General features: G+C 41.5%; 17 protein-coding genes. 13 read left to right on the top strand and 4 right to left on the bottom strand.

All coding sequences use genetic code 11. The features are described 5' to 3' along the window. Positions 1–3 precede the first annotated feature (3 nt). From UABAM_RS29500 to UABAM_RS29470, 7 genes are all read left to right on the top strand, one after another. The gene (locus UABAM_RS29500; protein WP_151971581.1) at positions 4–1479 is read left to right on the top strand and encodes an aldehyde dehydrogenase family protein; all 1476 of its coding nucleotides are present in this window, start codon (positions 4–6) and stop codon (positions 1477–1479) included. Between the two features lie 10 nt (positions 1480–1489). Beyond that, entirely contained in the window at positions 1490–2227 is a 738-nt protein-coding gene (locus UABAM_RS29495) for a fumarylacetoacetate hydrolase family protein (RefSeq protein ID WP_151971580.1), read from the top strand. Between the two features lie 11 nt (positions 2228–2238). Further along, positions 2239–3708 (top strand): 5-carboxymethyl-2-hydroxymuconate semialdehyde dehydrogenase, encoded by a 1470-nt coding sequence (gene hpaE / locus UABAM_RS29490; RefSeq protein ID WP_151971579.1) that lies wholly within the window; start codon positions 2239–2241, stop codon positions 3706–3708. 14 nt (positions 3709–3722) lie between these two features. Then, positions 3723–4709 (top strand): 3,4-dihydroxyphenylacetate 2,3-dioxygenase, encoded by a 987-nt coding sequence (hpaD, locus tag UABAM_RS29485; protein WP_151971578.1) that lies wholly within the window; start codon positions 3723–3725, stop codon positions 4707–4709. A gap of 3 nt (positions 4710–4712) precedes the next feature. Further along, a complete protein-coding gene (locus UABAM_RS29480) occupies positions 4713–5324 on the top strand; it encodes an HD domain-containing protein (protein ID WP_151971577.1) in 612 nt (203 codons plus the stop codon). Continuing rightward, on the top strand, positions 5321–6793 hold the full coding sequence (locus tag UABAM_RS29475) for a M20 family peptidase (RefSeq protein WP_151971576.1): 1473 nt from the start codon (positions 5321–5323) through the stop codon (positions 6791–6793). Before UABAM_RS29480 ends, UABAM_RS29475 begins: the two co-directional genes overlap by 4 nt. A gap of 190 nt (positions 6794–6983) precedes the next feature. Then, positions 6984–7580, top strand: a complete 597-nt coding sequence (locus tag UABAM_RS29470; protein ID WP_151971575.1) for a DUF4291 domain-containing protein — start codon at positions 6984–6986, stop codon at positions 7578–7580. Positions 7581–7588: 8 nt separating this feature from the next. On the opposite strand, the gene UABAM_RS29465 is transcribed toward UABAM_RS29470, so the two are convergent. Then, a complete protein-coding gene (locus tag UABAM_RS29465; protein WP_229759324.1) occupies positions 7589–8851 on the bottom strand; it encodes an MATE family efflux transporter in 1263 nt (420 codons plus the stop codon). 106 nt (positions 8852–8957) lie between these two features. On the opposite strand from UABAM_RS29465, the gene UABAM_RS29460 reads away from it, so the two are divergent. The 6 genes from UABAM_RS29460 (at position 8958) to UABAM_RS29435 (ending at position 19516) form a co-directional block, all read left to right on the top strand. Beyond that, the gene (locus UABAM_RS29460; protein WP_151971573.1) at positions 8958–9209 is read left to right on the top strand and encodes a hypothetical protein; all 252 of its coding nucleotides are present in this window, start codon (positions 8958–8960) and stop codon (positions 9207–9209) included. 4 nt (positions 9210–9213) lie between these two features. After that, positions 9214–10944, top strand: coding sequence for an Hsp70 family protein (locus tag UABAM_RS29455; RefSeq protein WP_151971572.1), 1731 nt, complete (start codon positions 9214–9216; stop codon positions 10942–10944). A 186-nt stretch (positions 10945–11130) separates the two neighbouring features. Further along, on the top strand, positions 11131–14085 hold the full coding sequence (locus UABAM_RS29450; protein ID WP_151971571.1) for a J domain-containing protein: 2955 nt from the start codon (positions 11131–11133) through the stop codon (positions 14083–14085). Positions 14086–14515: 430 nt separating this feature from the next. Continuing rightward, positions 14516–15310, top strand: a complete 795-nt coding sequence (locus tag UABAM_RS29445) for a cysteine hydrolase family protein (protein ID WP_173013648.1) — start codon at positions 14516–14518, stop codon at positions 15308–15310. 10 nt (positions 15311–15320) lie between these two features. Continuing rightward, positions 15321–17588: a hypothetical protein gene (locus UABAM_RS29440; RefSeq protein ID WP_151971569.1), complete on the top strand. Its 2268-nt coding sequence runs from the start codon at positions 15321–15323 to the stop codon at positions 17586–17588. Between the two features lie 35 nt (positions 17589–17623). Then, positions 17624–19516 carry a serine/threonine protein kinase gene (locus UABAM_RS29435; RefSeq protein ID WP_151971568.1) on the top strand — a complete coding sequence of 631 codons (1893 nt, stop codon included), beginning with the start codon at positions 17624–17626 and terminating at the stop codon, positions 19514–19516. Between the two features lie 2 nt (positions 19517–19518). On the opposite strand, the gene UABAM_RS29430 is transcribed toward UABAM_RS29435, so the two are convergent. From UABAM_RS29430 to UABAM_RS29420, 3 genes are all read right to left on the bottom strand, one after another. Then, a complete protein-coding gene (locus tag UABAM_RS29430; protein WP_151971567.1) occupies positions 19519–20289 on the bottom strand; it encodes an ABC transporter ATP-binding protein in 771 nt (256 codons plus the stop codon). Beyond that, entirely contained in the window at positions 20289–21311 is a 1023-nt protein-coding gene (locus UABAM_RS29425; protein WP_151971566.1) for a FecCD family ABC transporter permease, read from the bottom strand. The genes UABAM_RS29430 and UABAM_RS29425 overlap by 1 nt, the downstream gene beginning before the upstream one ends. Positions 21312–21449: 138 nt before the next feature. Next, a complete protein-coding gene (locus UABAM_RS29420) occupies positions 21450–22610 on the bottom strand; it encodes a phosphopentomutase (RefSeq protein ID WP_151971565.1) in 1161 nt (386 codons plus the stop codon).

The raw sequence follows: 22610 nt of genomic DNA, 5'->3' as shown, positions 1-22610 counted from the left end.
TCCATGGTCAAACTATCTCGAACAACACGCAAAATTTTTTGTGACAGAAAAATGTTTATTAATGGTGATTATCAAGAGAAAGGGACACGACGTATCCCGGTGATTAATCCAGCGACAGAAGAACAAATCAATACAGTTCCGGATGCGTGCCTTGAGGACGTTAACTCCGCTGTAGAGTGTGCATACGAGGCATTTTGCAATAAAATATGGCGGAGTTATACACCTACAAAGCGCGAGGAGTGCATACTGCAGTTGGCAACTCTGATGGAAGAAAATAAAGAAGAACTCGCGATGCTCATCGTGTGTGAAAATGGAAAATTGGTAAAGGATGCACTGCGCGAAGTGGCGAATAGTATACGTTTTACGCGTTATATGGCGGGTTGGGCAACAAAAGTCTATGGAGATACACTTGATGTTTCTTTAACAGCTCCGCAGCAGGAATTTTTTGCATATACTAAACGCGAACCTGTGGGGGTTGTGGCAGCGATTATTCCATGGAATATGCCTTTGGCCATGGCGATTTGGAAAATAGTACCTGCTTTAGTTTGTGGTTGCACTGTTGTTGTGAAACCCTCTGAAGAAACCCCCTTAAGTGCGTTGCGTCTTGCGGAGTTGATTGTTGAAGCCGGTATTCCTGGTGGAGTTGTCAATGTGGTGACCGGTTACGGGGATACGTGCGGGAAATTTCTCGTAGAGCACTCACTTATTAATAAAATTGCTTTTACAGGATCTACAACTACGGGAAAAATCATCGGGCAACGTGCGATGGAAAATATGACGCGCGTTTCTTTGGAGTTAGGTGGAAAGTCTCCTGTGATTATTCTCGATGATGCCGATTTATCGATGGTTGATGCGTTTATCGCCAAAGGAATTTTCTATAACCAAGGACAAATATGCGCTGCTGGTTCGCGACTCTACGTAGCGCGAAGTATATTTGAAGAGACCGTACAGCGCGTGGTAAAAATTGCGGAGAAAATGAAACTAGGTTCTGGGCTGGAGCAAAATGTGGATTTAGGCCCTTTGGTTTCCAAAAAACAACAACAAAAAGTGTTTCAATATATAGAAGAAGCAATCGCCTGTGGGGCGACTGTGCTGAGTGGTGGTAAGATTCCGCAAGGGAAAGGTTTTTTTGTGGAGCCTACCATTTTGACCAATGTGAATCACGGTATGTCTGTGGTGCAGGAAGAAGTTTTTGGACCGGTACTCGTTGCCATGCCTTTTGATGATATTGAAGAGGTGATCGCAAAGGCCAACGACTCAACATATGGTCTCTCTGCAAGTATCTATTCACAAAACATTTCTACAATCCACCGTATGATTCCGCAAATTAAAGCGGGAACTATTTTTGTCAATTCGCCGGTACGCACCGATCCCAATTTGCCTTTTGGGGGATTTAAACAATCAGGCCTCGGTCGCGAACACGGGAGTAGTATGTTTGATCTCTACACCGAATTAAAGTCTGTCGTCATTACTTATTAGGAAAAAAATAATGAAATTTGCTCGTTTCGCCTACAATGGACAAATCCATGAAGCGGTTTACGCTAAAGAACAATTATGGGTAGGGAGTGTGGCATATGATCCTGAGGATGTTATGTGGTTGCCACCCATGGACCCGCGTGGTGCTACGGCCTTCGGTGTTGCTCTTGGTTATGCGGACCACGCAGCGGAGTTACAATTAGAGGTACCGCCACAACCGATTTTATTTAATAAAATGCCGCATACTTTTGTAGGACACAAAGCAAAAATAACGCGTCCGAAGGTCGAGTATATGCATTATGAAGGCGAACTTGTGGCGATTATCGGTCGCTCTTGCCGTAAAGTAAAAGCGGAAGAAGCTCTAGATTATGTTTTTGGCTACACCATTGGCAATGATTGTACGGTTCGCGATTTTGTCGGAAATTATTACCGGCCGCCCATCAAAGCCAAAGGCTTCGATAGTTTTGGTCCTATAGGTCCTGTGATGGCTACTGCTGACGAAGTTGACTCCGAAAATTGCGAAATCCGCACGTATGTAAATGGGGAATTGCGACAACAGGGAAATACCAAAAATTTACGTCACAGTGTTGCGCAACTCATCGCGTATATTTCGGAATTTATGACCTTGAATCGCGGAGATATGATTTGGACGGGGACGCCTAAGGGAATTTCTCATATACATGGCGGAGATAAAATACGCATTGAAATCGATGCGATAGGAGCTTTAGAAAATGAAGTAGTGGATGAGTAGGAGAAAAAAGTTTGACACAGCACAACATTCAACAGATACAACATATCATAGGTGGTGAGCGAATCACGGGAAAAACTTTTGCCAACTACAATCCTCATGATAAATCTTTTCTTTGCGATGTCGCAGAAGGAAGTAGTGATGATGTAGATCGCGCTGCACAGGCAGCAAAAAAAGCTTTCGTCACTTGGCGTAATTTTCCGATAAAAAAACGTCGTGATTTGCTGTACAGTATTGCGCAAAAAATAGAAGAAAATGCCGCAGAAATCGCAACTCTGGAGTCTATGGATACAGGACAACCCATTCGCTTCATGAAAAAAGCCGCGATGCGCGGAGCAGATAATTTTCGTTTCTTTGCTGACAAAGTGGTGACAGCACGCAGTGGTTTAACTCTACCTGCCGATGAACATCTTAACTACACTTTACGCCAGCCCATTGGACCTGTGGGAGTGATTACACCGTGGAATACACCTTTTATGTTAAGCACATGGAAAATTGCTCCCGCTCTTGCCGCAGGATGTACAGTTGTACATAAACCCGCAGAGCTTAGCCCTATTACCGCAGAGCGTTTGACACTTTTGATGCACGAAGCGGGGCTACCTCCTGGAGTTGTGAACGTCGTAAATGGTTTTGGGGAGACAACGGGGAAAAGTCTATGTGAGCACCCTGATATCAAAGCGATTGCGTTCGTTGGGGAATCGAGAACGGGTAGCTGTATCATGCGTCAAGGAGCGGACACTTTAAAGCGTGTGCACTTTGAACTTGGAGGTAAGAATCCCGTTGTCGTTTTTGCCGATGCGGATATCGAGCGCGCGGTGGACGCTGTTATTTTTATGAAATACAGCCTAAATGGCGAACGTTGTACATCGAGTAGTCGTGTAATTGTACAGCGTTCTATTTATGAAGAGTTTAACGAAAGATTGGCAAAACGCGTCGCGAAACTCAAAGTGGGTAATCCCCTACATCCTGACACAGAAGTGGGACCACTTATTAGCAAAGAGCATTTGCAAAAAGTGAGTAGCTACGTGGAAATTGGCGAAGGCGAAGGTGCGATATTACGCGCCAAAAGTACAAATGTGGCAAATGAGTTGACGGGAAATTATTTTACTCCGGTATTATTTAGCAATGTAGAGAGTAAGATGCGTATTGCACAAGAAGAAATTTTTGGACCGTTTCTGGTGTCGATTGCCTTTGAATCCGATGAAGAAGCATTGCACATCGCCAATGACATTCGTTATGGTCTTGCGGCGTATTTGTGGACAAAAGACATTACTCGTGCCCACACGTTTGCTGAAAATGTCGCGGCAGGTATGGTGTGGGTAAATTCGCAAAACGTACGCCATTTACCAACGCCTTTTGGAGGCATGAAAGACAGTGGCATTGGGCGTGATGGTGGTGATTATAGTTTTGACTTTTACATGGAAACGAAGAACATTGCTATTGCAATGGGCGAGCATCGCATTCCCAAACTGGGTGCGGAGTAACGAAAGGATTTTTTATGCCTATTTGTTATCCGGCAAATAAAACAGCTTTCAATATTGTACGTTGTGGTTATATCGAGCTGGGAGTTCGTGACTTACAAAAGTCGCGTAATTTTTATATCGACATTTTAGGACTGATAGAGACACAAGAAAAAGATGGCTCAATATATCTGCGAGGTTTGGAAGAACGTTGTCATCATAGTGTGGTATTGACAAAATCAGAGAGTTCTTGCGTCTTAAGAATGGGGTTTCAAGTAGAAAATGAACACCATTTATCGCTACTACACGCGGATTTACAACAAACAAACCTCTATAGTAACTTTACCTCTGCCTATGGTGTAGAACGTATACTACAGACCGTGGACCCCTTGGGAATGCCCATTGAGTTTTATACTTCTATGTCGCAAGTGTCGCGTAGTTTACAGAAGTATGGTTCTTACAAAGGGTGTCGCCCCATGCGTCTTGATCATTTCAATTGTTTCACTCCCGATGTGCAAAAATCTCATGATTTTTATAGCGGACAGTTGGGGTTTCATTTGACTGAATATACAGAAACCGACAGCGAGAACCCTGAATTGTGGGCGGTGTGGATGCAGCGCAAGGGAAATGTACATGATTTAGCACTGACAAACGGTGTAGGACCGCGCTTGCATCACTTGGCGTTTTGGTGCCCAGCAGTGACCGATATTATTCATCTCTGTGATGTGATGTCGACAACCGGATACCTGAAAAATATGGAACGCGGACCAGGACGTCATGGAATTTCTAACGCTTTCTTTCTCTATGTCCGCGACCCTGATGGACATCGTATCGAACTTTACAGTAGCGACTATTTAACCGTAGATCCTGATTTTGTTCCCATTCGTTGGGGGCTACACGATGCGCAACGTCAAACCTTATGGGGACATGCCGCACCTAAATCTTGGTTTGAAGAAGGTTCTCATTTTATAAATACCACCACTTCTGAGCCACAACTGCAAGCACAACCAATTGTGGCAAATTAAACGATGCATACAAAAGGTGTTGCCCCTATACAATTTTTACGCGGAAAGAATGCCGATGCCATCGTGGCATTTTATTTTGAATTTGCCCAGTTAAAACAGTTATATCGCCAGGGGTGGTTACAACGTAGTGTTGCAAAACAAAATTGTGAGAGTGTGGCAGAACACACGTTTTCTGTCACCTTGTTAGCTATGATTGTCGCGGACGCGTATTTCCCGGAGTTTGATACGGCGAAAATCATGCGTATGTGCTTGATACACGACCTCGCCGAAGCATATACTGGGGATTACACTCCCCAGCACAATATTGACAAACAACAAAAAAAATATCAAGAACAACAAGCGATTACAAAAATGTTGAGCAAATTGCCCAACAGCCAAAGTTACATAGAACTTTGGCAAGAGTATCACGAACGTCAGACAAAAGAGGCGCAGTTTGTGAAATACATGGATCAACTCGATATGGTAATGCAGGCGAGTATCTATGAGTATTTGTACGATAAAGACCTCAGTGAATTCATGAGTGAGATTCACAAAATTGATTGTCCGCAAATTCAAAATATTTTTGAAAAATTATGTCGCATTCGTCACAAACCTGACCAAAGGGAATTACTATGAAAAAATGGATTAAGAGAATTTCTCTCACTTTGCTTCTTGTATTGCTACTAATCACAACACTATTTTTTATCAATTTTATGCAATTTTCTTCTCAGCAGGTCGATGTCGATGTTGAAGAGGTGGCGATGAATGAACGCTCGATTGATATCTTGTCGCAATCCGTGCGCTTTAAAACGATTTCCTACGAAGACCGTAGTAAAATAGATATTGGTGAATTTGAAAAATTTCACGCCTTTATCGAAAAGTCTTTTCCCAAAGTACACAAACACCTACAACGTGAAAAAGTAAATCATAGCCTTTTATATACGTGGAAAGGTAGCGATCCTTCTTTAGATCCATATTTGTTGATGGGGCATATGGATGTTGTACCTATTGAAAAAGGAACAGAGAAAAATTGGGAGTATCCACCTTTTAGCGGCAAAGTGACACAAGAGCATATTTGGGGTAGAGGCACCATGGATGACAAGGGCATGATTGTTTCCATCCTCGAAGCAACGGAGATGCTCCTCGAACAAAATTTTACTCCCAAGCGCACCGTGTATTTTTGTTTTGGTCATGACGAAGAAATTGACGGTCTACACGGGGCAAAAAAGGTGGCCGAACTACTGAAATCGCGCGGGATACGTTTATCATTTGTTCTCGATGAAGGTTTGGTCGTGACGCGAGGGTTAGTCCCAGGACTAAGTGGGCCTGTTGCTGTAATTGGTATTGCTGAGAAAGGCTTTGTCAATTTAGAGTTGAAAGTTGTGACCAAAGGTGGACATTCTTCTATGCCGTCATATCCATCGACCATTGGTATTTTGAGTACCGCAATTCACAAGTTGGAAAAGAATCTTCTGCCTGCGAAAATTTCAGGGGCAGCGCGCAAAATGTTTGAGTTTCTTGGTCCGGAAATGAGTTTTGCGGAAAAAATGGCGATGGCCAATTTGTGGATTCTAGAACCTTTGATCATTTCACAACTAGAGAAGAAAGCAACGAGTAATAGTTTACTGCGCACAACAACAGCGGTAACCGTGATAAAAGCGGGAGAGAAAAATAACGTACTTTCCAGCCATGCACGGGCCGTGGTGAATTTTCGCATTATACCAGGAGAAACCGTTTCTTTTGTCAAAAAACGCGTCGAAGAGATTATTGGTGATGCGCGTGTTAAAGTAAATATCCTCGGCGAAGGAGCAGGAGATCCGTCAAAAGTTTCCCCAGTGGAAACATTTGGCTTTCGCACATTGCAACGTTCTATTTCACAAGTTTTTGCCGATGTTTTAGTCGCACCAGGACTCATGGTAGCACGTACAGATAGTCGTCATTTTGAAATCGTGTGTGATAATGTCTACCGTTTTGCACCGATGCTGATGTTTGCAGAGGACGTGGGACGAATACACGGCACGAATGAACGCCTTACCATTAAAAACTTTAAACAGTGTATCCAGTTCTTCTACCATTTAATAAAGAACGCACAATCACAATCGTGACCCTGACCCTGACCCTTACCGTAATCGTAGCCGTAATCGTAGCCGTTTTTTTTAAAGAAATATTCGGTCACAGTCACGGTCATGGTCACGGTGACGACTACGGCTACGGTGACGACTACGGACTACGGTGACGACTACGGCTACGGTGACGACTACGGCTACGATTGTGTTATAATTATTAGGATAATCCGTGAAACAAATATACGCAAATTATGATGACGAAGGTATCTACGTCTACCAAGCATTTAAACGCGAAATTGTTGATGCTGCTCTTGAAAAAGGGACTTTTGGCGAAGGGTTTAGTTTGGAGCGCATGACATGGATTAAGCCTTCTTTTGCTTGGATGCTGTATCGTTCCCGCTATGGTACAAAACCAAACCAACAAGCGATACTCAAGATAAAAGTTTGTCATGAGGGTTTTGAGGAGATATTGCGTTGTGCGGTTCCGACAACGTACGAAGAAGATGTTTTTTCTTCCAAAAGAGAGTGGCGCGATCAGCTCAAAAACTCTTGTGTTCGCTACCAGTGGGACCCTGATCGCGATCTTGGTTTGCAAAAATTGCGTAGGCGGGCAATACAACTGGGTATTCGCGGCTATATGGTTGATCACTATGTCAATAAATGGATACTTCATCTCGAAGATGTCACAAGCCTTGCACACAAAATCAAAAAAGTATTTAGAACAAAAAAATCAGCGCGTACAGAGGTTTTACCTGAAGTTCCCCAAGAGGTTATTTATGAAGTTCCCCAGGATATAGGAAAGCAACTGGGCCTTAAGTTTTCGTAGTATCGTTTTTACGCTTGGCGTTTGGCATATCGCGCGACTAACCAGTTCATGATACTACCTTTGAGAATCGTCGAAATAGATATTGCCCAGAAAATGCCGGTAATACCCGTTTCGAAATAGTAAATATTGGCATAAGAAACTGGTAAGCGCATGACCGTAAGCGGGGTAATTATATAGATAAATGGCAAGGTTTTTCCCCAACCGCTTAAAGCTCCACCGCATGCCAATTCCCATCCCATGAAAATATGCGCAAAGCCGACTATTTTTAAATACGTACTGCCAAACTGTATGGTCAAAGGATCTGCGGTAAATACGCGTATGAAGAATTCGCTATAAAAAACCAAAAAGAATGAATTCACAATGATGATGGCATTTAAATAGCGCAAACTAATACGTATGCTATTTGTGGCCATAGAAAATTTTTTGGCGCCGACGCACTGGCCTACAATGATAGCGAGGGCAAAAGAGAATGCTAGTGAAATGTGGTAGGCGAAGCCTTCTAAACGGTGGGAAATCATCCATGCCGCGAGAGCAGCTTCACCAAACTGTTGTATGAGATTTGCTAAACCCACATATGTCAGGCAAAATACCGAACCGCTGATGGCTCTTGGGGTACCAATTGTAAGGATTTGTTTGGCTGTTTTCGCCACATAAGTCATACGTGAAACATAGTTTTTGCGTAGACAGTAATATCCTGATAACACTAACCCCATGGAGGCCGCGATAATTGAGGCAAGTTGCGCACCAAAAATCCCCAAACCTTCAAATCCCCAACCATGAATAAGTATAGGGTCTAAAATAGTGTTGACGCATATGCTAAATATTACTATGATCAGTGTTACGTGTGTTTGCCCACGTGCATTGATAATCTCTTCGCAGACAACCCATAGGTAAAAAATAGGTGAGGCGAAAATAAATGGTAAGAAATACTGCATTGCATACTCTAGGGTTTGACCGCGAAGGCCTATGATCTTTAGCAGATGTGTACTTAACAACCAGTAAATGCCCAAAAATAAAATAGACATTGCGATAGAGATAGTAATTCCTACATTGGCAATGGAACGCGACTGTGCGTAATTGTTTTCTCCTACGCTTTGCGAGACCAATGTGTTCGTACCTACCTGTGTCGCCATAATAAGTGAACGGTATAACCAGATATACAACGAAGTTCCACCTACAGCAGCGAGAACTTCCGTTCCGAGTTTGCCTAGCCAAAATGCATCTATAATTTCGAAGAAAAAGTGTCCGAGTAATTTTAGTGATATTGGCATACACAGTAACCATAAAGCTTTACTGGTGGAAATGGTTGTTAAATTTTCGTCTCGGGCTTTTAAAAATTTAACCATAGTTTTTTGAGTTTGTCATGTGGAGTTTAAAGTGATTAGTAAACAACAGAGTAAGGTTCGCAAGTTGAATATAATGTTATTTGCGGTTGCCTTTGTAATGATTGGGCTGGGGCAATATATCATTGATCGTACGGTAAATCCATCTTTTTTTATTTATTATTATGCGACAATTGCCTTGATTACTCTTATCGCGTTTTTACTGACTTTGTATGATATAGTGGTATTACGTAAGCGATTATTACTTTTGGCACAAGAAGAATTACAGCAACAACTGGGGGAATAAAACTATGTCGGATGAAATTATTGTTGGAATTGATTTGGGTACGACAAACAGCGCTGCGGCTATTTTTCGCAAAGGCAAAGTGCAGGTTTTGAAGAATGACCTCGATGAGTACTTAACTCCTTCTGTTGTCGCGTACGATAAAAAATCGGACTCCATAATGACGGGGCGTATTGCAAAAGATATATATGCGGTGAATCCCAATCAGGGAGCGGCGACGTTTAAACGCAATATGGGAAACGATCATTTGTACTCCATCAATGACAAAAAATACGGGGCAACGGAATTGTCGGCGTATATTTTGAAATCTCTAAAAATGCAGGTGGAAACAGCGTTAGGCCACGAGGTGGCGCGTGCGGTGATTACGGTTCCCGCTTATTTTGATGAATCGCAGCGTTTTGCGACAATCAAGGCGGGAGAAATTGCTGGGTTTAAGGTGGAACGTATTATCAATGAACCTACGGCAGCTGCAATTGCCTACGGGCTTAATAAACGCGAGTCGGAAAGCACATTTTTAGTGTTTGATTTGGGCGGAGGAACCTTCGATGTGTGTATTATGGAACTGTTCGAAGGAATGCTCGAAGTGCGTAGTACCGCAGGTGTCAGTATGCTGGGAGGTGAAGATTTTACACAACGCCTGATGGGCTTTGCTTTGCAAAAAGTGAAGGTCAATTTTGAGTATGCCGAAGTTCAGTTTCCCGACAAATTGATGTTGTTGCGCAAACGTTGTGAAATTGCCAAACGTAAGTTGAGTAACGATGAGAGTGTAGAAGTTGTTATTCCACAGATGGGAAAAATGAAAGAACAACAAACCATCGAGGTGACCGGAGAAGATTGCGAAGAAATATTTAAGCCACTTCTTGAAAGATTGTACAGCCCCTGTCGTGCTGCACTACGAGGCGCTGATATCGAGGCGAGTGAACTTGATGAAATTATTCTCGTTGGCGGAGCAACACGCATGCCTATCATCCGTAGGTTTGTTGAGAAAATACTCGGGCGTTTACCTTTGGATAACATTGACCCTGATCTCGCGGTTGCCGAAGGAGCTGCCATCCAAGCCGCGTTGTCTGGAGAAGACGAAGCGGTGGAAGATTGGGTAGTTACTGACGTTGCTTCGCACAGTATGGGAATTAGTATTTCCAAAAGAATTGGTGGACAATTAACCGGTGGGTATTTTTCGCCGATCATTCATCGCAATACGACAATTCCTACTTCACGTACAGAATTCTATTGTACCACAGTAAACAACCAAACGGACATGACGTTCAATGTTTACGAGGGGGAATCGCGTTATACGAAAGATAATCGTCACGTGGGGTCTTTTAGTATCACCAGTATTCCAAAATCTCCCGAAGGACAAGAGTCTGTTGCTGTAACGTTCACGTACGATACAAATGGCATACTCGAAGTTGAGGCAACAATAGATAGCACCGGAAAGAAATTTAACAAACTTTTTACACACAATGCAAAAAGTATCTCCGAGGAGGAGATTAAAAAAGCCAGACGACGCATCGAACAGTTGAAGAAAAATCCTTGCGAAAAACCAATATATCGCGATTTACTTGCACGTGCAGAGCTTTTGTATCAAGAACTTTTTGCGGAGCAGAAAAAACAATTGGAGTCGCGATTAGATCTTTTTGAGTCGGCTCTCAAAACACGTAATCCGCTGGAAATAAAAAAAGCGTATAAAGAACTCAAAGAGCTATGTGATCTACTCGACGGTGGTATGCGTTGGTAAATTTTTAGTTTGTAGTTGGAACAGTGAATGCACATTCTTTTTTTGTGAGAAACAACGATGAGTGAAAACACAAAGGGTAAGTATGTCGAACTTGTTAGTAAATATTTAAGTAAAAAAAACTATGAAAATTTGCGTGTGTTGCGTCAGAGTTTTTTGCAAAAAAAGATCAAAAAGTAGGGCAATGAGATGGACAGTCTTCCCAACAGCAATGACCCATATGTCATTTTGAATGTCAAGTACCACGATAGTAAAAAAGATATTAAGCGCGCGTACGTTAAATTGATCAAGAAATACAAGCCGGAAAAATTTCCCAAAGAGTTCCAAAAAATTCGCCGTGCTTATGAAGAAATTCTCAAGTACCACAGCTATTCTTCACCAAAGAATTCCCTAAAGAACCCTCTCAATACTGCGAAACCAATTGAAAAGCCAACGCAAGAGTCTGTAGAAGAAAAATCTGCTGATAACGAAGATCGCACATCTCAAAATTCTGCGAATCATGAAGAAATAAAAGTAGGTGAAAGTGAACGTACTTACCATTCGCAGATAAATGAACAAGACTCTAAAGCTGACGAGGAAGAAAATATATGGGAGACAAATATCCCGGAAATTAACTTTCATGATTTGGACACAACGAGTTTAGATTTAGGTTCCCGTGAAATAGAAATGAGCATTGATTTCGATATTCCCGAAATCGAAATCAATGATTTACACCTAACTTTTTTTGTGGACATCGATAGTGAAAATGATACAGCGGAAGACATGTCCGAAGATGAGTACATCGAAGAGGAGTATAAAAAATTCAATCCCGTCTTTGATACGTTTTTGGGAGATGGATTCGAAGATGTTCCTATAGATGATGAGTTTACCGAAAAGGGATATAAAAAAGCACAACCTGTGTTTGATACGTTTATCAGTGAGGAATTTGAAGATGTTCCTGTCGACGGTGAGTTCATAGGAGAGGAATACCACAAGACCAAGCCGACCTTTGATACATTTATCAGTGATCCTCCGCAAGACGAAGAGGACGAATATGAAAAACATACGCCGACTTTTGATACATTTATCAGTGATCCTCCGCAAGACGAAGAGGATGAATATGAAAAACATACGCCGACCTTTGATACATTTATTAGTGATCCTCCGCAAGACGAAGAGGACGAATATGAAAAACATAAGCCCACATTTGATACTTTTTATTTAGATAACAATTTCGAAGGCGCATACGACGATGAGGTGGATAGATTCGATTATTTCTTCTGCAATGGTTTACGTACGTTTGAAGAAGTTTATTTTTTATGGCTAACAGAACGTGAAAAAATAAATTTTCGTATGGTCGAATTGTTTCCCGAGGAGGAAAATGCGTATATTTTTGCGTTTTTACTCGATGAAATTGCTGGTAATTCAGTGGAAAAAGCGAGCAAATGGCTAAAATTGGCGATTAGTCGCGGGGTGGATATTTTTGACTTTATTGATGAGGTTCTTATTCCTGCGGAAGTGTGCCATATTATGGACCAAACTTTTGCGTGGAATAAAATGATTTCCATAAAAACGCGGTGGTCTGCGAAGGCAAAACTCACAAACTACATACATATATTATTGTACTACGAAGAACACAATCGCGCGCTATACCTTATAGACGATGATACGTTTTTTGAGGACACCTGGCATTTTCCACAACTTGGTTTGGTGGAGGTTGCTTTACAGGTGAGTAGTGTTCTTGCATGGTACAATCCGCAACGCGGAGAACAAATTTTCCAAAAGTACACCGGGGCTTCGTCGGAAAATATTGAGTTTATTGCCAAGGACGCTTATGCCCTTTCTTCTGCGTGGCAAAAGATCGAGAAAAAATACCACTTGCCATTTTTGAAAAGGTTTTTGGCTATTTCCGGCTTGTCTTTAGAGAATATTGACTTTGCGATTTACGAAATGTACGTTTCGATGTTGAAAAATAATTATTTGACCGTTTTGCGAACCATGGAAAAAGAAAATCCATTATTTTTACAATTTATACTAGGACAGATCGCCAAATACAGTAACGAATCGGTGATTAGTCGTGTAGACGAGCAAGTGGAGAAAGAGACACTTCATTACTTATTTTCTTCCGGGGTGGTGTATAACAACATCAGCGGAATATTGACAACACTACTTGGATTTTTTTCCATTTCAGGACTTGTGTACATTGTATATTGTTTGATTGCAATGTTCTCTTCTTTTCATTGGGGATACTTTTTGTCTATTTTTGCGATACCGATGTGTGTTGTTGGTATTGTAAAATTGTTGAATATTGTCGAAAAGTATGGCTACGAAGAGTGGTTATGCCCCAAACTGGCGAAGTTAGTTGTACACACTTTTCATGACTTTGGGTTCGTGGCGACTAGGGAAAATGTCAATATAAAATTTCATATTGAGGATGATCCGTGTTTGTTAGTTGTGCAACAATTGTCTCTACTTGGAAAACGCTTTTTTCGCCAAGGAATAAACTTCCACGCGATTTTTAACGCGCTTATTTATGAGGAAAAACGCAAGATGGGTTTACCAATGCGTGACTTTTGTATTTTTACACAAATGACGACAACAAAGGGTCTGAAGAATACGTACGATTTTACTTCGCTCGAAAAAAGTCGTGTGAATATTGCGATACTAGATGCGCAGAAGAAGGTTTTACAAGAAATGCATCGAATTTTGGTGAAATCACCACAAAAATTTTTGCGAGAAATGGGGATAATCGATCGACGTCACAGGGGGCTATCTCAATACTACATCGGATACTTACGTCACCAAACACGAAATATAAAACAGCCAAGACCACCTATTTTCCCGCGCATATCTTTTAGTCAGCCCGCGGTAATAAGTGCTGTGGTGGTAGGAATAATCACTACGCTATTATTATATATCGGTACCGAAAAAATCCAGGGGAGTATGATGTTGGGCATGTCGTTAGCATGTTTGTCATTTGTGGCGGTGCGAAGGTATTTATACTATAAAAAAATTCGTTTACTGATAGCCAAATTTGCGCTTGGCACAAAAATAACTCCCAAACAACTTTTGGATTGTATTATGCAAAAAGATTTACGCGAATATGTAAAAAAAGATCGCGTTGTACACTCGTTGTGTTGGACCGCGCGTATTCGACTTCTGTAAATTGATAGTCTTTAACAAAGTTGCTATTTTTTAGCGGCGTTTTTTGACAAATTTTGTCAAGATTTATTGGGATTCTTGGTAATAGTATTTGGCATGGAATTTGTATTATACATAGACAGGCTTTGACGAACTCCCTAGGAAAAGCAAGTGGAAAATCATCCCTTGACCATTTGCATCTATACTTAAATAAAATCTTCACTGGAAAATTGGGCAATTCTACCAATGTGGTAGAATTGCTTTTTTTTTTGGGTACTAAGTTGCGTTTCCAAAAAATGGAGAGCGTTGACTGTACAGCAAACAATTTTTGATGAAACAACGTCCAAAGTTCAAGATATTATGATGTTGCTTGTTATTTGACGAGCAGAAAGATAAAATAGCACTAATAAAAATATAGATTTAGGGTATAAAGCCCACAATGGTAGGTAGAAGAATGTCTTTATTATCATGTTTAAAGCCCGAATTGTGCGCGGCGATTGCTATTGATTGTTTAAACACCTTTATGAAAGCAGATGGAAAGTTGTCGATTTCGGCTTTTCAGGCTCAGTTAAAGGGGCTAGAGCAAAGCCATGTACAAGGGGAATTGGATGTTATGTCTCAAAAAATTGGAGACTTACGGCGGTTTTTGTATGACTGCAAAGTACCACAAATACAATTTCAGGACGCACATGTCATTGAGTCGATCCATGGACGTCGTTACCATTCGTTAGAAATTATTCGCGAAAATGAAGAACCCGATTTTTTGCGTACTTTTCCACCACATGCATTGCTGGAAAAAAATCGACGTTATGGAACAGAAGATCAACAAGCTATTGACGAAATTAAGATTGAAAAAAGCAAAAAGGTTCTGATTCGCTGGTTTGACGCCGCGTTACCGCCAGAAGCGATTCTTGAACCATCACGTGAACTTATTTTCCTCAAAGATGATTTTTGTATGTCACCAGGAAGTCCATTTATTGATAAACTCTTTTGGGAACTACGCCGTCAAGGGAGATTTTATCTTATTGTTTTTGGTGTTTGTGATGAAGTGTGTAATTTACGCAATGTATTGTTAATGCTCGCTTCCATCTTTAATGTAGTTTATATTGCTGACTGTACATATCCCTTAGCTCCTGAAAAGCGCGATGTGGCTATCAATTACATGCAAAATTTTAATCCGTTAGGTGACGGCTCTACAGGGCAATTTGAAATAGCAACATGTCAACAAGTGATGGATCAATTTTCCTAGGATTTTTATTATGTCTCATTTAAAAAAACGATTGTGCTTAATTCCCATGAACGATCTTACCGATTGTCCTGGAGCAATTCACCACGCAATAGGGTCTCCGCACTTTGATTCTCTGGGAGCACCAAAGTATCCTGAGCCTGTTGTCGTTGCTGCAAAAGCTGATATTGCCGATACAGCGTTACCACGCTGCTCTATTCTCGCGGTTTCGTGCAACACACGTCCTTACCAATCCTATGGTCCGGTAATGCGTACTATTTTTGAAAAAAGTGAACCGCATAAGTATGCAAATGTACGCCGTGGTATGGAAGGGGTAATGGAAGTTGCTTCTGTCCGTCACATCAATCCTGGTGGGTTGGGAGAGCAAACCGATTCGATACTTCTCGGTTGTATTTCTCCGATGACCGGTAAAACAAATCGCACAATAGTGAATAGAGTTTTGGGAATGTTCTCTGAGGAGTTGAATAAGCTCGCTCCAGGTTCCACACTACGCATGCCGCTTATTGGTACAGGAAAAGCACGTTCCCAGGCGGCAACAGATGATCTATTTAAGAGTACGGTAAACCTTACCATTTCACATTTTTTGGATGTTCTTATCCCTAAAAATAAATACACGCCGATTCGGCGTTTAATACTTGTGCATCCTTTTGAGTATGAAGTATCGCTCATTGCGAGTACATTTGCCGAAAAAAGTATCTTTCTCACTATTCTCGATAAATTGGGAATTGATGGTACGGACAAGAGGCAAGTCTATGGGCTTGCTTATGGTGAAGAAGAGCAAAATTGCATTGTGGAAACAAAAAACTTTCCACGTGCCCTCGACTGTTTTGATCGGGCGATTGACTTTTTGTTAAAGGGAGATTTAAAACAAGCAAAACGACTTGCTTCCGAAGGTTCAATGATTGACCCATCTCTAAAGTTTATCGATATGTACATTTCCTCTTTGGCCGCGCGCAAAAAAGGTCTATTAGATGCGATTAAGATGGAAGCATTGTCATGTGCACAGGCGGGACGTTTAAAAGACGCCTACAGTATTGCTACGGCACTGAATCACCTAAATCCAGGGCGTAAGGAACGCGAGTTTGTCAAATCATTGAAAGATTGTTATATTTCGTATGCTGTTGCCGCAACAGAAGCCCGACTTTTGTACGAACATTACATGGAAACGCAAGAAGCTCTCGAAGCTGTTTATCGTGGAGTGGATATCACGACTAGCAACACTGATCTGGGGTCGACAGGACGTATACCGGCGAATTTAATGGATGATATACATCCTCTCAAGAAAGTTGAGGCAAAAATATCGCGGCGTATTATTGACAACACAACGCACATCGTGGTGCGTAAATTGATGGCGGATGAAATTGAACTTTCCGGAGCAAAGCGTGCGCTAGATAACTTATTTGAACTACACGAACACAAAAAAATGACTTTGCCGGAAGAAGATGAAAAAGCATGTCGCGAAATGCACGAACTCATTGATTACATCGCGCGCAACAAAGAACAAATAGGTTCTATTTCTCTACGACAAACTGTTTTAGAAAAGTTACTGGCATTACTTCCCAAGCACGGTACACTACACCTGGAAGCCGGACGTTATTATTTGTGTGGCAAGAGCAGCGCTAAGTCCATTACACGTGCGGAGATTGTCGAAGCGTGGTCGTATTTTGAACGCGGATTTTATGAACAACCTCGCGACTATGGTTTGCTTTCGTACATGGGTTTAATTACCTTTATGCAAGGGGCAAAATTTTTAATCCACGCCGAAGAGTTTTTTAACCTTTTTGCCAAATTGCTCGATGATGAATTGCAAAATGGTCGCTTTGCCATGCACACCATAAAATCACCTAGTGGTGAGAAAGTACAAATAAAACATCACGACGAACGCTGTTTACTATCATATGAATACCACGAACAATATCGTGAAAATGCTTTGATTTTTGCGCGATTAGCAAAAGCTTTATACGATTCAGAAGGAACAGCGGCGGTAAGTTTGTACAAAGAGGCAATACGTACCCTATCAGAAATAGGTCGTTATGATTTGGCACAACTTTACGACGAACTCCTTGGGGAAACGTGGGTGGTACTTTTGTGTCGCAATCGCCGCACTTTTGGATCTCTCAACATTCCACTGATTGGAGAAATACCTTTAGACTTTCTCGCCGTGATTTACAAAAAGATAAAGTTCTATTGGCGTTTTAATCGTTTACGTACGCCGAAGGCACATGAGGTAATTAAAAATTGTATTCGCAAAATGGGAGAATCTATACGCCAATCCAAGTAGTTACCATAAGCTGATAAAACCTAAAGGAAATTTGTGTGTATAAAAATGAAAATGTACTTTTTGGGCAAGTGGGGATTCGCAGCGGAATCCTACAAGAGCGCTATTTGCAGGAGTACATAAGTGAATGCCCTGAGCATTCCATGATGTTCTCTCAATGGCTATTGTACAAGAAATATGTAGATCAAAATCAAGTAAATATGATTGTAAGCCATATAGATCAATCAAAACAAAATTCTTCCGCAGTACAGACAACCGCCACGCGAAATGCAAGAGGTACTGTTGCAGGAACATCTCAACAGCCTAGACAACTTAGCCAAGAACCGCAGACAATCGGACGTTATAAGGTGATCTGTGTTCTTGGACAAGGTGGGATGGGCAAAGTCTATAAAGTTTTTGACCCCCAGTTGCAAAAAGAGTTGGCCTTAAAGGTGAATTTTTGTGGTGACGCTAGCTCCAAAGCCGCGGTGCGTTTTCGTCGAGAAGCCAAAACAATGACAGCGCTGAATCACCCTGGTATAGTAAAGGCCTACGATATTGGTTGCCAAGACAATCAAATGTTTTTCACCATGGATTTGGTAAAAGGGGTTTCACTAAAAGAATGGCAACTATCGACTCCAATGACAGTCAAACAGAGCGTGAAGTTTATCATACAGGTTTGCGAAATCATGGATTACGCACATCGCAATGGTGTTGTGCATCGCGATTTGAAACCCGGAAATATTATGGTGGATAATGGAAAGCCCATTATCATGGATTTTGGTCTCGTTAAAGTAGAAGAAGCTAGCCAAAAGCTTTCTAAGACCGGTGTTATGATGGGAACTTTGCGTTACATGGCTCCGGAACAAGTAGAAGGGCGCCATTCCGCGACGACAGCGCAAAGTGACCTATATTCTATCGCAGCTATTTTGTATGAATTATTGACTAGGCGTCCCATTTTTACTGTCAAGGGTCATGCAGCGTTATTGAATTCTATTTTTAATAAAGATCCCATTCCGTTACGCGAAGTCAATCCTAAGATTCCAAAAGAATTAGAAGACGTTTGTTTAAAGGCTCTTGCCAAACACAAAAAACATCGCCATCAAAGTTGTAAAACATTTGCGAATGATTTACGGAAATTTGGTGGTGGTAATGTCAACAATAACACACGTAGAACAAGTGCGCGCACTCTTGCCACGAGAAACACAACGCAGAGTAATGGTAAGGTATGGATGGTCGTTGGCGGAACAGTTGCTTTGTTGTTATTGTTGGTAATTGCGATGAACAGTGGAAATAGCAATACGTCGCAAAATATTTCTGGGGGAAACTCTGTAGATCAGCCTATCGAGACGGCGAAAAAATCGCAAAATAAAAATACCACATCACAAAATACCGATGAAATTAAAGGCACACCACAAAACAACGAAAAGAAAAGTAACGAAAAGCAAAACAACAAAAAGCAAAATAGCAAAAGTCAAAGCAACAAAAAGCAAAACAGAAAAAAACAAAAACCCAAAGACTTTGATTGGAAGGATGCGATTGTCGGCTTTAAGTTTAATAAAGGAGCCATTGTCGATAGGATAGGAAAGTTTGGGATATTAAAAACAAGTATTCTCGGTCGTTATCCTGGACGAGATCACCTGATTGTCATTCCCGGAAGACAGGGGAAATTAGAAGTCGCTTTTCAATTAAATCGCATACCTGAAAAATTGTGGGTGGGTTTAAGCCATTTATCTACGCGAGCAAATAACGATTGGTATTCGCCGATCAATGTTGTTGTGAATGGTGAAGTTGTTGAGGCAAATTTTAACCCCGGCGGACGCGTGGAGCATTTGAATAAATTTGAAATTACCAAAAGTGTAAAAGTAGGTACCAACGTTGTTTCTATTCAATCAGCACGAACAGCGACTAGTAATCATTGGTTGTTTAGCTTTGGGATATTCCCTAAATAGCGCTATTCGCGCGACGGAAAACCTTTGGGAATGATTCCCATAATTTTGTGATTTTCGCGATGAATGTGTACTTCAACATCAAAGACTTGCTTTATGTTGTCGGTGGTTAGAATTTGCTGTGGGCTGCCAATATCGACTATTTGTCCTCTACTCATCATCGCGATACGCGTTGCATATTGCCCTGCCAAACTCAAGTCGTGAATCGTTGCTATTATGGTGATATTTTGTTTTGTCAATGAATGCATTAAATCTAGTATTTGCAATTGATATTTGACATCAAGGTAAGACGTTGGTTCATCGAGGACGATCACCTGCGGTTGTTGTGCCAGGGCCATCGCTAACCACACTCGTTGTTTTTGTCCACTGCTCAGGTGAAAAATGGGCGTTTGGGCAAAGGCCAAAACATCTGCTTCGTGCATACTACGTTCAATAATTTTTTGGTTTTGCAAATGCGAGGTATTAAATGCGATTCTGCCCATGGCCACCACTTGCTGTACGGTGTAGTTGAAGCCAATGTCTATTTTGGGTTCAAGAGCGCTTAAATGTTGTGCTATTTCGCGCGAAGACATGAGAGCTATGTCCTGTTCTCCCAGATATACGGTTCGTTGTTTACTTTGTCGCAGTCCTGAAATACAACGCAACAGTGTCGTTTTTCCACAACCGTTAGGTCCCACAATAACAAACATTTCACCCGAGTTTATCGTGAGGTTGATGTCTTTTAACACATGTGTGTTTTGATAGTAAAAGTTGAGGTTTTGTATACGAACATCCATTAGTTAAGAGCACCTATTGACTTTTTGTGATGTATGAGTAAATACAAAAAAAATGGCGCACCAAAAATTGCGGTGATAATGCCGATGGGAATTTCTATTGGCGCGACAAGCGTTCGCGATAAGATATCGCACAGTACTAAAAAAATAGACCCTGTTAGTCCCGAAGCCATTAGAAGAATACGGTGATTTGCCCCAAACAACAAACGCGAAGTATGTGGAATGATAATGCCTACAAAACCTATGGTTCCCGACATACAAACCACGGCAGCGGTTAAAATAGTGGTGAGAAGTAGTAGTACTTTCTTTGTCAGAGAGGAATCAACACCCAGATGATAGGCCATGTCATCACCTAAAGATAATGCATCAAGTGCTGTCGCAAAAAAATTAGTGATAATTACCGCGATGATTAGAACAATAAATAAATAAAATATAGACCACCAGCGACTATTTGCCAAACTTCCCATTACCCAAAACATTATGTGACGCAATTGCTCATCTTCTGAAACGAAAATAAAAAACGTTGTTGCGGAAGAAAACATTGCCCCTATTGCAACACCTGCGAGGATAAGGGTCACATTAGAGAAGCTACCAAGCTGTGATTGGGCAATAAAATAAGTAATTGCTACGGATATAATCGCTCCAGCAAAAGCACCTAGAGGTACCATAAACGTGAGAGAAATCCCCATGACAATCATTAATGTTGCCCCTGCCGTGGCGCCACTTGCGATACCTAGTAAATAGGGGTCAGCTAGTGGATTGCGGAAAATTCCCTGCATAATCGTACCGCAAAAAGCCAGAGAAAAGCCAACAATTGCTGCAAGTAGTGCACGTGGTAAACGTATGTTTAGTAAAATAAAAGTATTGCTTTGCTCTACGGGTATGTCGGTAATTTGCAACAGGTTGGTTATTGTATACAGTTGTTGTTGTAAAGGAATGTTTACACTGCCGAGCATCGTTGCACAGAGAATGGCCGCGAATAGACAAATGGATAGAAACAGGTAAATTTTGTGCGGCTTTCTCATGGAGATCTTTCTTTGGGGGATATGCCTGATGTTATGGGTGAAGAGGCTAGGGATGTGTAAATTACACTACCCTAGCCAGCTTTATTTCTTTGGGGCGTTGTCACATGCCCTTTGTAGAATTTAGAATTTATTTGTGAATTATTGGATCATAGATAAAAAACTATTACCGTTTTTTACTTGTTGTAGTTCAAAATTATCATCAATTGTTTTTGCTATATCTGCAAATGTGGAACGCTGTCCCAACGAAATTAAATTTTGCATATTTTTGTGATACACCAATAGCGGTACATATTCCCGCGAATGATCTGTCGAAGCTGTGGTCGGATCATTACCATGATCAGCGGTGATGATAAGCAGATCCTTTTCTGTCATTTTTGAGAGCATTTGTGGAACTTGTGCGTCGAATGTTTCTAAGGCCTGTGCGAATCCTTGTGGATTATTGCGGTGCCCGTACAACATATCAAAGTCGATTAAATTGACAAAAACTAGACCACGGAAGTCTTTATCTAAGAGTTCGAATACACTTTCCATGCATGCGGCGTTGCCTTTCTGTGGATAACTCTCCGTTATACCACGTGCCGCGAATATATCGGATATTTTTCCGACACCTATTGCAGATAAACCGTTCTTTTTTAAGGCATCAAGAATTGTAACGTCTGTTGGCTCTACGGCAAAATCTTTGCGCCGTGAGGTTCGCGTGTAGTTACCACTTTCTCCAACGAAAGGACGCGCAATGACGCGTCCGACACAATGCTCACCCATTAGTATTTCGCGGGCTATTTTACACATTTCATAGAGCTTCTGTGGCGGAATTACATCTTCATGAGCGGCAATTTGAAATACCGAATCTGCGGAGGTATAGACAATCGGATACCCTGTCTTACAGTGTTCATCTCCCAGTTCTTGTATAATGGCAGTTCCGGAAGCAGGGTAGTTTCCGAGAATTTTTTCTCTTCCTACTTTTTGAGTAAATTCATCGATGATTTCCGTTGGGAATCCTTGAGGATAAGTGGGAAAAGCTTGTTCGAGAATGACACCGCTTATCTCCCAGTGTCCCGTCGTTGTATCTTTTCCCTCGGAACGCTCTTGCATAGTACCCCATGCGCCCTTGGAGGCTGAAGTTTGCGTTGGGATAATATTACTCATTCCCAACGCGCTCATATTTGGAACACTCAAACCTACATGTTCATGGACATGGAGCAAAGTATGACTACCAACGTCGCCGTACTTGTCAGCATCAGGAGATGCTCCTGCCCCAACACCATCTAAAATAATGAGAAATACGCGATCAAAGCTCAT

The sequence above is a fragment of the Candidatus Uabimicrobium amorphum genome (assembly GCF_009002475.1).
Lineage (GTDB): Bacteria > Planctomycetota > Uabimicrobiia > Uabimicrobiales > Uabimicrobiaceae > Uabimicrobium > Uabimicrobium amorphum.
The sequence above is the reverse complement of the archived record's forward strand: the minus strand, read 5'-3'. Positions and strand labels throughout refer to the sequence as shown.